Annotated in this window: 10 protein-coding genes; 7 read left to right on the forward strand and 3 right to left on the reverse strand. The window is 34.9% G+C overall.

Annotated elements, in window-relative coordinates; all coding sequences use genetic code 11:
• Positions 1–135: 135 nt before the first annotated feature.
• Positions 136–2,574, reverse strand: coding sequence for a prolyl oligopeptidase family serine peptidase (locus V8G61_RS07060; RefSeq protein ID WP_394874812.1), 2,439 nt, complete (start codon positions 2,572–2,574; stop codon positions 136–138).
• A gap of 198 nt (positions 2,575–2,772) precedes the next feature.
• Here V8G61_RS07060 and V8G61_RS07065 point away from each other — a divergent pair, with 198 nt between their 5' ends.
• Positions 2,773–3,774 carry a 3-oxoacyl-ACP synthase III family protein gene (locus V8G61_RS07065; RefSeq protein ID WP_394874813.1) on the forward strand — a complete coding sequence of 334 codons (1,002 nt, stop codon included), beginning with the start codon at positions 2,773–2,775 and terminating at the stop codon, positions 3,772–3,774.
• Between the two features lie 449 nt (positions 3,775–4,223).
• Here the strand turns inward: V8G61_RS07065 and V8G61_RS07070 are convergent, their stop codons facing one another.
• Positions 4,224–6,716 (reverse strand): TonB-dependent receptor domain-containing protein, encoded by a 2,493-nt coding sequence (locus V8G61_RS07070; protein WP_394874814.1) that lies wholly within the window; start codon positions 6,714–6,716, stop codon positions 4,224–4,226.
• A gap of 97 nt (positions 6,717–6,813) precedes the next feature.
• Here V8G61_RS07070 and V8G61_RS07075 point away from each other — a divergent pair, with 97 nt between their 5' ends.
• On the forward strand, positions 6,814–7,176 hold the full coding sequence (locus V8G61_RS07075; protein ID WP_394874815.1) for a CoA-binding protein: 363 nt from the start codon (positions 6,814–6,816) through the stop codon (positions 7,174–7,176).
• Here the strand turns inward: V8G61_RS07075 and V8G61_RS07080 are convergent.
• A complete protein-coding gene (locus V8G61_RS07080; protein ID WP_394874816.1) occupies positions 7,153–8,607 on the reverse strand; it encodes a sodium:solute symporter in 1,455 nt (484 codons plus the stop codon). The two genes, V8G61_RS07075 and V8G61_RS07080, sit on opposite strands and share 24 nt — an antisense overlap.
• Positions 8,608–8,739: 132 nt before the next feature.
• Between V8G61_RS07080 and recR the strand changes: the two genes are divergently transcribed.
• The 5 genes from recR (at position 8,740) to V8G61_RS07105 (ending at position 13,452) form a co-directional block, all read left to right on the forward strand.
• Positions 8,740–9,357: a recombination mediator RecR gene (gene recR, locus V8G61_RS07085; RefSeq protein WP_394874817.1), complete on the forward strand. Its 618-nt coding sequence runs from the start codon at positions 8,740–8,742 to the stop codon at positions 9,355–9,357.
• Positions 9,358–9,402: 45 nt separating this feature from the next.
• On the forward strand, positions 9,403–10,536 hold the full coding sequence (locus tag V8G61_RS07090; RefSeq protein ID WP_394874818.1) for a glycosyltransferase family 2 protein: 1,134 nt from the start codon (positions 9,403–9,405) through the stop codon (positions 10,534–10,536).
• Positions 10,537–10,578: 42 nt separating this feature from the next.
• Positions 10,579–11,955: a dihydrolipoamide acetyltransferase family protein gene (locus V8G61_RS07095; protein ID WP_394874819.1), complete on the forward strand. Its 1,377-nt coding sequence runs from the start codon at positions 10,579–10,581 to the stop codon at positions 11,953–11,955.
• Between the two features lie 86 nt (positions 11,956–12,041).
• The gene (locus V8G61_RS07100) at positions 12,042–12,815 is read left to right on the forward strand and encodes an exonuclease domain-containing protein (RefSeq protein WP_394874820.1); all 774 of its coding nucleotides are present in this window, start codon (positions 12,042–12,044) and stop codon (positions 12,813–12,815) included.
• A gap of 25 nt (positions 12,816–12,840) precedes the next feature.
• Positions 12,841–13,452: a fumarylacetoacetate hydrolase family protein gene (locus tag V8G61_RS07105; RefSeq protein WP_394874821.1), complete on the forward strand. Its 612-nt coding sequence runs from the start codon at positions 12,841–12,843 to the stop codon at positions 13,450–13,452.
• The last annotated feature ends 1 nt before the right edge of the window (position 13,453 follow it).

Consider the following 13,453-nt stretch of genomic DNA (forward strand, 5'->3'; position numbering starts at 1 on the left):
AATGTTTTGTTATTGCTTAATTACGTTAAAACAATAGGCAACAAAAATGCCAATTGCTATTAGGTGACAAACTGACATTAAAAAAGGCCATTCTGAACAAGAATGACCTTTGAATATTATACCTTAAATATATTATTAATCTTTAATAGTTTCTTTAGGTGTTACTATGTCTTCAGAAGGTTTTAAGTATTTATTTAACCATTGGTCTTGCTCCCAAAGCATATGCATGATAGATTCTTTAGCCCTATAACCATGGCTCTCTTTTGGAAGCATCACTAAACGAGCGGTTGCTCCTAAACCTTTAAGTGCGTTAAAATAACGTTCACTTTGAAGCGGATAAGTACCTGAGTTATTATCAGCAACACCATGAATTAAAAGTAAAGGTGTTTTCATTTTATCAGCATGCATAAATGGCGACATGTTATAATAAATTTCAGGAGCTTCCCAATAGCTACGTTCTTCACTTTGGAAACCAAATGGTGTAAGCGTTCTATTATATGCCCCACTTCTTGCAATACCAGCAGCAAATAAATTAGAATGCGATAATAAGTTGGCCGTCATAAAAGCACCGTAACTATGACCGCCAACTGCAACTTTTTCTCTATCTATATAACCTAAATCGTCAACGGCATCAATTGCAGCTTTTCCATTACCAACTAACTGGGTTATGAATGTATCATTTGGTTCTTCATCACCTTCTCCAACAATTGGAAAAGCGGCATCATCTAAAACTACATACCCTTTAGTTACCCAATAAATTGGCGAACCCCAATTTGGATAAACAAATTCATTTGGATTGGAAGTACTTTGTGATGCACTAGATTTATCTTTAAATTCTCTAGGATATGCCCATAAAATCATAGGATATTTTTTGCCGTCTTTATAATTTAATGGTAAATATAAAGTACCTTCCAAATCAAGTCCATCATCACGTTTGTAACTAATTACTCTTTTATTAATAGACTCTAACGTTTTAAATGGGTTTTCAAAAGTAGTTATTGGTTTAAGTGTATTCTTTTTTATATTTCTAATATAATAATTCGGATATTCTGTTTGAGACTCTATCCTAACTAAGATATCACCCTTTTTCATATCAATAGCTGAGTTAAGACTTTCCAATTTATCCTTGTATCCAGATTTATAAATACGTTTTGTTTTATTTGTTTTTATATCGTATTCATCTATGAAAGGAAATTGACCTTCTTTGGAGTAACCATCACCCATTAAATAAAGTTTATCTCCATTCATAGTTAAGGTATAGCGACCAAATTCATTTTTACTTCTTACAAAGTTTCCAGGGTCACTGTAAACATCCTGATAATTTCTATCTGAAATTATTTTTGGTGATTTATTACCATTTGAAGGGTTGAAAATGTAGGTTTTGGTATTTCTGGTATTCCACCAACGGTCATAAGCAACGGCAGTATTGTCATCTCCCCAACTAATACCTGCAAAACGCTGTTTCGTTTTTAATATTAATTTTGATTTACCATCAAAAGGAGCTTCTAATTGGTAGACGGCATCTCTGTTTTCAACTTCAATCTCAGGATCACCATTATCTAAAGCTTCAGCCCAAACTAACGTAGCAGGTTTATCGCCTCTCCAAGACATATTTCTTTTTCCTATGCGCGTTGCCATAAATCCTTTAGGACGAACTTCATCTAAAGGTACATCATTTACTGTTTGTACAAGTTTTCCATTTAAATCATAAATACTGCTTTCACTTGGAAAACGTGAGTACGTAACTAAATATGAAAACGGACGTTTTATTTTACTTATCATTATAAAATTACCATCTGGAGAAAAATCTATATCGTCATACATATCAGCTGGTAAATATGATTCGCTTTTACCATTAATAGATACTTTTTTTAATTCTGAAAGGGCTAATTGTTCAAAATTAAATTCGTCATTAGGTGTTTTTAATAAATCTTGGTAGGTTCTATTTTGTGCTTTTGAACCATCACTAACAGATACTGTTGGTCCAGTTGGGACAGCAACTTTAGTATTGATTAAAGGTTTTCTATTTTTTGCTAATGTTTTAACTAAAAGATGTTCATTGTCATTAAACCAACTTAAAGCACTACCCATATTTGCATTAATATTAGCATCAGTTATTTTATTAACTGAGCCTTCTACTAAATTTAGAATCCAAACTTCAACACCATTATCAGTTGTATTTAAACAAGCAATTTTGCTTTCGTCTGGAGACCAACGAAAACCCGATAGTCTTGCATTTTGTGGAAGACCAGTAACTTGTTTAGCGTCCTTATCTGAAGTTTTTTTAACTTTTAAATTGGTATAATATGTTGTTCGACTTCCAATATTAGTTAGAGGATTTATACGCAAGCCTGCTAAACGAAGTTCTTCCTCAGATAATTCGGCAATAGATTTATATTGGTCTCTGTAAACAAGTACCATGTTTTCTCCTTTGCTGTCAATTTGAACACCTGGAGCCAATGATACATCAGCTAAATCTAAAATTTCTTTAGATGGTTTTTGATAGGTTGAGTTTTCTTGTGAATAAAGATAAGTTCCTATTAAAAGTAAAGAAATAAGAAAGAATTTTTTCATTTTGTTGGTTTTTTTAGTTTCTGTTAAAATTAGGTAATCTATTTTCTTACTATTATTAAAATAAAGTTAAAAGTTTGTAATGTATTGATTTCATTAAAAGTTGATTTAGGAATCTTTGGTAGTTTTGAAATGAATAGCAATTTAACTGCTAATTATGTTTATATTGTACTAAGATTTAAAAAAAGAATAACACCAACTATGTATAATTCCAAAATAATTGGTTTAGGTAAATATCTTCCGGACCATGTTGTTACCAATGATGATTTAGCAAAAATCATGGATACTAATGATGAATGGATCCAGGAACGCACGGGTATTAAAGAGCGGCGGTGGATTGAAGAAGGAAGCGAAGACACATCGGCCGTTATGGGGGCCAAGGCCGCACGAATTGCTATAGAACGTTCCGGCTTAACTAATGATGATATCGATTTTATTGTGTTTGCCACTTTAAGTCCGGATTATTATTTTCCTGGTTGTGGTGTGCAAATTCAGGATATGTTGGATATGCCAACGGTTGGAGCTCTGGATGTTCGAAATCAATGTTCTGGTTTTGTTTACGCTATTTCGGTGGCCGATCAATTTATTAAGACCGGTATGTACAAGAACATATTGGTTATTGGTGCTGAATATCACAGTAATGGTTTAGATAAAACAACACGCGGACGCGGTGTTACTGTAATTTTTGGAGATGGCGCAGGGGCTTGTGTGCTAAGTAGATCCGAAGATAATGAAAAAGGCATCTTATCAACTCACCTTCACAGTGAGGGAAAATATGCTGATAAACTCATTGTAAAATCTCCAAGTATTGCACATTGGGTTCCTGAAATTATGGAAAATGAAGGTGATGTATCATATTTTCCATATATGGATGGGCAATTTGTTTTTAAAAATGCTGTCGTGCGATTTAGTGAAGTTATTATGGAAGGCCTAAAAGCTAATAATTTGGAAAAGGATGATATAGATATGCTTATTCCGCATCAAGCGAACCTTAGGATTGCACAGTTCATACAGAAAAAGTTCGGTATGTCCGATGATAAGGTCTATAACAACATCATGCGTTACGGTAATACAACGGCTGCATCTGTAATAATTGCCTTGACTGAAGCTTGGGAAGAAGGTAAAATTAATTCTGATGATATCGTGGTCCTAGCCGCTTTTGGTAGCGGTTTTACATGGGCAAGTGCCATAATCAGATGGTAATCGTCTTAAATTTCCTATTATAGAAAAAACCCGAGTCCAAAAGGATCGGGTTTTTCCAGCTATTAATCAACTTCAACTAACACTTATTGATGTGAAGAATCTATATATATAGACGTACAAAACATCATATTATTGCATTGATTATGAATATTTAACGAACTTTAACAGTTGTGTAAGAAAAAAACTCGAAATACTATTTCGAGTTTTTAAAGTAACAATCGTTATTTACGAATTTTTTGAAGACGACTAACTCTTTAAAATAATTATTTTTCGTGTTTGGTTAGATTGAACTTTAATACTAAACGTAATTTATAAAACTTTATTGTCTGATTTTAAAAAAAATAAATAACCAAAAGCCCAAAGATGAACTCTTTGGGCTTTTTATTTAATAACCTAGCATAGCACTAACCATCAACTAATATGTTGTAGGTTACTAAATATATTTTTCATTATAGTCCGCCTTGAGCTTCTTTAATAAAATCATCCCGTCGTTTTCTGGACTTAGCTCGGTACTTACTGTCGCCGAAACGATAGGATAAAGTACCTGAAACTGTTGTAAACTCTGGATAAAAGTTGGCAGTTTGTAAAAATGGACGTTCACTAACAATAGAAATTTTTTGAGTTTCGAAGACATTATTAAAATTCAAGCTGAATGTTGCTTTATTATTTTCAAGAAAAGAATAACGTGCTCCAAGGTTTACAAAATACATCGGATCCATTGTAAAGTTTAAGCCGGTATCCTTTCCGCGATACATAGCAAAAGCAGTAAAAGTTAGTTTTTGACTTGCCTTAAAATTATTGAATACTCTGAAGTTCCAAATTAAATTATCAATTTTTACAGTTTCTAAAACAATATCGGCTTCAGTCGGGTTAACGATATTTGGATCGAGACGTTCAGAAATACCTTTTTGGATTCTAGAGTACATATCGAAACTGGCATTTAAACTCCACCATTTAGTAGGGCGATAATTGCTTGATAATTCAAACCCGTAAGCTGTGGTATTTCCAAAGTTTTCAAAGGTTAACAATATTCTGTTCGAATCAAGATTTGAGCGGTCCACTAATACTGCTCTATTGATCTCATCTTCTATAATTCTGTAAAATACACCACCAGTAATACTTCCTTTTTTTAAATTTCGGGTGTAATTGGCTTCTAATGAATTGGTGAACTGAGGCACTAATTCCTGGTTTCCTAAATCTGAAATCAAGGGTGTGTTCCAGCGTGGAAGTGGATTTACCTGCCCAATACCGGGACGATCAACACGTCGACTGTAGCTTAATTGATAGCCGTTTTTCTCAGAAGGATTATAGGTTAGGAATAAGGAAGGGTATACTTGGAAATAGTCATTTTCAAAAGGAAATGGCGTAGTTTCATCTGTTGAAAGATCGATTTGAAATGCGTTAACATCTACCATTACATTTTCAGCACGTAAACCTACTTGATAGGTCCATTTTTCAAATTTTTTAGAATAACTTAAATACGCAGAATAAATATCTCGGGTATAATCAAATTCGTTTTGAGTTGGAATATAATCTCCGCTTTCATTTCGAATTCTGGCATCAGAGTTATAATCAATATTATTTTCAAAAAGTCTGGCCTGTAATCCTAATTCTAGTCTAGAACTTTCAGATAGTGGGTTAACATAATCCAGATTTATGGTGGTGCGGTTTCTGTCGGTACGTGTAAATTCATCGAAGTCAGGGCGGGTTGAAGCACCGGTCACGTCATTACTTGTTTCTATGAATTCATCAAAATTGTTATGATCTACCTCTAATTCGATATTATGACCCTCTTTATCAAATTTTAATTTATAGTCAAAATTATATTGTCTGGAATTATTCTCATTATAAACATCATTAAACTGGTATTGATTCAGACTCATGTTGTTCGTAAAAATATAATCCGAATTTACCAAGCTATTTCCATTAAAGGTGTTGTAGTTGGTGAAAGCAGAGATCGTGTTTTTTTCATTTAGATAATAATCAACTCCAAACTTATAAACATAGGATTTATTATTGTCTAGCATGTTCAGGTTTTGAAAGGAATTCTGTTCAATCTGGGAAATGTTTCCGAAATTTCTGTTCTTGGCTATATTGTTGCTATAATTACCGTAAACATTGACTTTGCCATTGCGATAATTTGTGCTTAGAGCACTGTTAAACTTTGCTTCGCGCATGTAACGCAGGCCAACATTCAAATTACCATTAAAGCCTATTTGGGTATTTTTATGCAGTACAATATTGATGATACCACTCATGCCTTCAGGATTGTACTTAGCCGAGGGGTTTGTGATAAGTTCGATCGATTTAATAGATGTTGAAGGTAATTGTCTTAGCAGTTGAGCTGTTGGTATATTGGTAAACTTACCATCTACCATCACCCGAACGTTCTGGTTACCTCGCAAAGTGATATCTCCGGTTTGAGCGTCTACAGAAATTGAGGGTACAGCAGTCATTAAATCAGAAGCTGTTCCCAGTGCTGCTAAATCTTTACCTACAGTTATTACTTTTCGGTCTACCTTTTGTTGAATAGTAGAAACTTCGGCAACAACAGTTACCTCATTTAAGCTCTCTAAATTTTCTTCTAGAAAAATTTGACCTAGGTCTACTTTATTATTTTTTCTATCGAGCCTAAGTACTTTCGAGTACGTTTTATAACCAATGTATTGTATGCTTACCTGGATATTTCCAAGTTCAATTTTTTCTATTTCAAAAAAGCCATCGTCCCTTGTTATACCGCCTGTGAGTATCTCGCCCTGATCGTTTTTAATAATAACGTTAACATACGGTAAGGGTTGTTTTAAATTCGCGTCTAAAACGCGACCGGTAATTTCACCTGATTTTAAAGGATTGGGATCTGGATCTGGATCGGAATTGGTGGCTAGTGCTTTTGTTGATAGAGTTAATAGAAAAATAAAGCACAAAAAGATAAGTCTTTTCATTTGATTTGTTTTTTGATTGATTGATTTATGTACTTTAAAGACGTCGAAGGATTAATTTCGTTACTTTATTAATTAATATTAACGTTTTGTTAACACTATGAAAAAGAAAACTCTGGTTATGGGAGCCTCTTTAAATCCGGGGCGTTATTCTAATTTTGCCATCCAAAAACTTGTCGGTCAAAATATTGAAACAGTTGCCTTTGGTTCTCGTGAAGGTCGTGTGGCAGGTGTTGAAATTGAGGAATCTTTAAAGCCCTTTAAAGACATTCACACAGTTACATTGTATCTAAATCCGGATAATCAGAAACCGTTTTATGATTATATAATTGGATTAAAACCGAAACGGGTTATTTTTAATCCGGGTACAGAAAATCCAGAGTTTTATGTCTTGTTAAAAAAAGAGGGAATTAATTTTGAAGTAGCCTGTTCTTTGGTGTTACTTTCTTCGAATCAGTATTAATCCAATAAAGGTTAACATTCCGTTTAATGGTAATATTTCCCATTGAAACTGGTATGCTCCGATAATACTTGGCGGAAGTATCGTAATACAATAGGTAAGGATAATAGAAATCAAACCAACAACCCAGGTGTATTTATCTTTTATTTGATACCTGGTTAAAATTCCGAAGGAAAACAATCCTAACAATGGCCCGTAGGTAAAGGTTGCGAATTTAAAAAGATTGCTTACAACATTTCCTTCCAGATTGTTAAAAATAATCACTACAATTATTAGAACTAAAGACACCGCGATATGAACCTTTTTGCGCAAAGCCTTTCTTTGACTTTCCGGACGCTTTTCAATTCCTAAAAAATCTACTGAAAAGGAGGTGGTTAAAGAGGTTAATGCACTATCTGCGCTGGAATATGCTGCCGCAATCAATCCAATGATAAATGTGATGGCAAGTGCAGTTCCCAATCCTTGGTTCATGGCAATCTCCGGGAATAATAAATCGGTTCTGGTAATACCATCAACCACCGGAATTTGAAGTCCCATTTTTTCAGCATAAATAAATAGTAAGGCACCGAGGGATAGAAAGAAAAAATTTACAACGACCAAAAGGGTGGCCATGGTTAACATATTTTTTTTGGCTTCTCCAGGTGTTTTGCACGTAAGATTCTTTTGCATCATATCCTGATCAAGACCGGTCATGGCGATGGCAATAAAAATACCTCCAATAAAGTATTTCCAAAAATAGGTAGCCGAATTTGGGTCCTCAAAGTAGAATATTTGACTTCTTGAGGCAAATTCAGACGACTCAATCAGTGTAGAGAAATTCCAGCCCAAACGCTCATTTATTAAATAAATGGCAACACCAACGGCAGTCAGCATAGCCATAGTTTGTAACGTGTCTGTCCAAATAATGGTTTTTATACCACCCCTGTTAGTGTATAACCAAATAAGCATAATGGAAATAACCACGGTAGCCCAAAAGGGTACGCCAATATTTTCGAAAACAATATATTGCATGGCTAAGGCCACTAAAAATAATCTAAAGGAAGCTCCGGTAACTCTGGAAAGCAAAAAGAAAAATGCACCGGTTTTATAGCTAGTTGTACCGAAGCGTTGCTCAAGATATTGATAAATTGAAGTTACATTCAATCTATAGTAAAGCGGTAATAACACTGTTAAAATAAAAATATAACCCACAAAAAAACCGAAAACGCCCTGCATATATGCAAATTGTTGACCGCCAATCATGCCAGGAACAGAAATAAAAGTAACTCCGGAAAGGGATGCGCCAATCATTCCGAAGGCCACCAAATACCAAGGCGCAGATCTATTGGCTTTGAAAAAAGCCTCGTTTGAGTCCTCTTTACCGGTGAAATAAGAGATTAAAATAAGCACCCCAAAATAAGCGGCGATGAGCAATAAAATCTGAGTTGAGGTCATAACACGTATTCCGTTTTTGGTTGAGCAATATTAAGTAATTTTAATGAAAACCTATATTTTTCTATTTTAAAGCGATGAAGTATTTACTTTTTTAGCAAGTTCATATTCGGAATATATTGTAATTTCGCCACCATGGAATTTTCATCAAAAATATTAGAAAAAGCAGTCGACGAAATGTCCCAGCTCCCTGGTATTGGCAAGCGCACAGCGCTCCGCTTGGTTTTGCATTTGATGCGTCAACCCAAAACGCAAACAAAAAACCTGTCGGAGGCTCTCATGCAAATGCGAAATGATGTAAAATTTTGCCAGTCATGTAATAATTTAAGCGATTCGGAGTTTTGTTATATATGTTCCAATCCAAAACGGGATGCAAAGACCATTTGCGTGGTTGAGGATGTAAGAGATGTCATGGCGATAGAAAACACAAGTTCATATCAAGGGTTATACCATGTGCTAGGCGGGAAAATATCACCAATGGATGGTATTGGACCTCATGATTTAAGTATTGAGCCTTTGGTAAATAAAGTAAAAGATGGTCAGGTGGATGAGCTTATTTTTGCTCTAAGTTCTACCATGGAAGGGGACACAACTAATTTTTATATATATAAACAAATTCAAGCGTATAACATTAAAACTTCAACAATAGCCCGAGGAATTTCTGTGGGCGACGAGTTGGAGTATGCTGATGAAATTACCCTTGGCAGAAGTATTGTTAACCGAATACCCTTTGAAAACTCCTTAAGATCCTAACTAATTAACCAACTAACTAATCCAAAAAAACCTCTCAAACCATTCTTGAAGCTCTCTATAATTATATTAAATTATAATGTACGATACTTTTTGGAATTATGTCTAAAAAGTGTTCGTGCTGCAACGCAAAATCTCGATGCCGAGATCATTGTTGTAGATAACCATTCGCAAGATGATAGCTGTGAAATGGTAAAAGCATTGTTTCCTGAGGTCACCTTAATTGAAAATTCAGAAAATTTCGGGTTTTCAAAAGGGAATAACATAGGAGTGGCCCAAGCCACTGGTGATTATTTGTGCTTTTTAAATCCTGATACGGTTGTTGCTGAGGATACTTTTGAATTATTACTTCAATTTGCTAATTCAAAAAAAAATCTAGGAATTGTTGGTTGTAAGTTAATCAATGGTTCCGGAAAATTCCTTCCTGAAAGTAAAAGAAACCTGCCCGATATTAAAGTAGCTGTTAAAAAATTTATGGGGATCAATAAGCCATATTACGCTGCGCACATCCAAGAGGAAAGTATTCAAAAGGTTGATGTTTTAGTTGGCGCATTTATGTTGATGGAACAGAGTGTATTTCATCAGATCGGTAGTTTTGATGAGCGTTACTTCATGTACGGTGAAGATATTGATCTTTCATATTGCGCCTTAAAAGCAGGTTTTGAAAATTATTATTTTGGTAAAACAACTGTTATCCATTTTAAAGGGGAAAGCACCTTAAAAGATAAAAATTACGCTCTGCAATTTTTTAATGCTATGCAATTATTCTACAAAAAACATTTCAAGCGAAACAGGTTGTTTGATATGTTTGTGTATTTGGGAATTAAAACGCTTCATGTTTTTAGAAAAAGTCCTAAGATTACGAATATAAAACCAAAATATTATGTGCTTGTTTCAAACAATATGATTCAAAAACTACAAAATGCACTCGATAAAAAGTTGATATTGTTTTCTGAAGAAGTTGCAATAGATCGTGAGGCTCAAGTTATTTTTGATGCCAATGTTTTGAGTTACAAAGAAATCATACAGGAGATCGAATTAAATAAATACAACACTTCTTTTAAAATCTTACCAGATAAAGCCCATTTCATTTTGGGTAGTGATAATGGTGTAAGCCGTGGTGAAGTCCTGGAATTCGATAAAATTAAGTATAATTTAAAAAAACCGATGATTTTTAGTTAATTTTGCAACGTCTAATTAAAAACCGACTACAACGTTATAGATATGGCAAAGTTCGAGCTGAAATTACCGAAGATGGGAGAGAGTGTTGCAGAGGCAACTATAACCTCCTGGCTTAAAGATGTTGGCGATACCATTGAAATGGATGAAGCTGTTTTAGAAATTGCAACCGATAAAGTAGATAGTGAGGTGCCTAGTGAAGTAGAAGGTGTTTTAGTAGAAAAATTTTTTAATGTAGATGATGTTGTTCAGGTAGGCGAAGTAATGGCCATAATTGAAACGGAAGGGGAAGACTCGAACGTTATAGAACCTGAAGGGTTTCAAGAAGATCAAGGAGACACAGCTTCAGAAACTCCTGAAAATCCTGAAACTACAACAACTCAGGCAAATTCGGTTTCGGAAGTTGATCAAACGGTTAAAAAAGCAAAAGAAATAGTTTCGCCAGCAGTGTCAAGTGATACGCGTTTTTACTCACCACTGGTTCGCAATATAGCTAAAGAAGAAAATATAACTCAGGAAGAATTAGATGGTATCCCCGGTTCAGGATTAGAAGGTCGTGTGACAAAAGATGATATCCTGAATTATATCAAAAATCGTGGTGCCGTTAAGGAGCCAATAACTCCAGCACCAAGTCTGAAACAGGATATTAAAGCCCCTGAAACTCCGCCTAAGACACCGTCTAAACCAGCTCCAAAACCAGTGGTTACTAACGATGGTGATGAAATTATTGAAATGACACGAATGGGTAAAATGATTGCCCATCACATGGTCGAGTCCACACAAACTTCGGCTCATGTTCAGAGTTTTATTGAGGCAGATGTAACCAATATTTGGAATTGGCGAAAGCGGATGAAAAACGCTTTTATGGAAAGAGAAGGCGAAAACCTCACTTTTACACCAATATTTATGGAGGCCATTGCAAAAGCGCTTCGAGATTTTCCAATGATAAACATTCAGGTGAAAGGTGATTCTATCATCAAAAAGAAGCAAATTAATATAGGAATGGCGGCGGCTTTACCAGATGGTAATTTGATCGTTCCTGTTATAAAAAATGCGGATCAGTTGAACTTGGTTGGGATGACAAAACAGGTAAATGATTTGGCTAATCGCGCACGATTGAATCAATTAAAACCTGACGAAATTCAAGGCGGAACTTATACGGTAACCAATGTTGGAACCTTCGGAAGCATAATGGGAACGCCAATAATTAATCAACCTCAAGTTGGAATTTTGGCCTTAGGGGCTATCCGAAAAGTACCTGCTGTCATTGAAACGCCTGAAGGGGATTTCATCGGGATTCGTTATAGAATGTTCCTGTCTCATTCCTATGATCATCGTGTGGTTAATGGAGCTTTAGGCGGACAATTTGTACAGGCTGTAAAAAACTATTTGGAAGCTTGGGATACCAATCGGGAGATTTAACAATACTGCCAAAACTTAAGAACAAACAGTATATTTGAGGATTGTTTTAGCAAGCTCAAAAACTAAAACATTCATAAAAAATTGACATGCATTTAAATTTAAGTAAACCCATCTGTTTTTTCGATCTGGAAACAACTGGCATCAATATTTCAAAAGATCGCATTGTTGAAATGGCCATACTCAAAGTACACCCTAATGGGGATGAAGAGCGAAAGACGTGGTTAATAAATCCAGAAATGCCGATACCTAAGGAAGTTTCAGATATTCATGGAATTACAGACGATATGGTTGCTGATGCTCCGACCTTTAAAGAGGTTGCGAAGGATGTTTACAATGTCATTAAAGACTCAGATTTAGGAGGGTTCAACTCTAACCGTTTTGATATTCCGCTATTAGCGGAAGAAATGCTTCGATCTGACATCGATTTCGATATGAAAAACCGACGTGCCATAGATGTACAAACCATTTTTCACAAAATGGAACAACGCACTTTAAGTGCCGCATATAAATTTTATTGCGATAAGAACTTAGAGGAGGCCCACAGTGCCGGCGCTGATACTGATGCTACATATGAGGTTCTTAAAGCGCAATTAGAAAAATATCAGGATTTGGAAAATGACATGAATTTCCTGTCTGAATTTAGTTCGCGTAAGAAGTTTGCAGATTTTGCCGGTTTTATTGGGTACAATAAAAAAGGAGAAGAATGTTTTGCGTTTGGTAAACACAAAGGAAAATTAGTGACTGAAGTATTAGAAGCTGAGCCCGGTTATTTTGGCTGGCTTTTAAATGCAGATTTTCCCCTGTACACCAAAAAGGTTTTAACAGCTATTAAATTGCGCAATTTTAATAACAAGATATAATCATTCAATCTCAAAATAACTTAAAGTGAAATTAATTTGCATTGGTAGAAACTATACGGAGCACATTGCAGAATTGGAGAACGAAAAACCCAAAGATCCCGTAGTATTTTTAAAACCTGATACGGCTATTTTGCTGAAAAAGCAGCCTTTTTTTATTCCTGACTTTTCGAATGATGTACATCATGAGGTCGAGATTTTAGTAAAAATCAACCGACTTGGAAAACATATCGATAAACAGTTCGCTCATAAATATTATGATGAAATTGGCTTGGGAATCGATTTTACAGCTCGTGATTTACAAGGTGATTTAAAGGCTAAAGGGCTTCCGTGGGAAAAGGCTAAAGCTTTTGATGGCGCAGCAGTAATAGGGGATTGGTTGCCTAAAAAAAAGTTTGCTGATGTAAATTCGATTACATTTTCTTTAAAAAAGAATGATAAAATTGTGCAAAACGGAAATACCAGCCTTATGCTTTGGAAAATTGATGAAATTATAGAATATGTCTCAAAATATTTTACTTTAAAGATAGGAGATATTATATTTACAGGAACACCTGCCGGTGTTTCTAAAGTAGAACCCAATGATACTTTAAAAGGATATATTGAAGACCACGAAATGTTTTCAATAAAAATAAAATGAT

The sequence above is a fragment of the Gaetbulibacter sp. M240 genome (assembly GCF_043876815.1).
Classification (GTDB): domain Bacteria; phylum Bacteroidota; class Bacteroidia; order Flavobacteriales; family Flavobacteriaceae; genus Gaetbulibacter_A.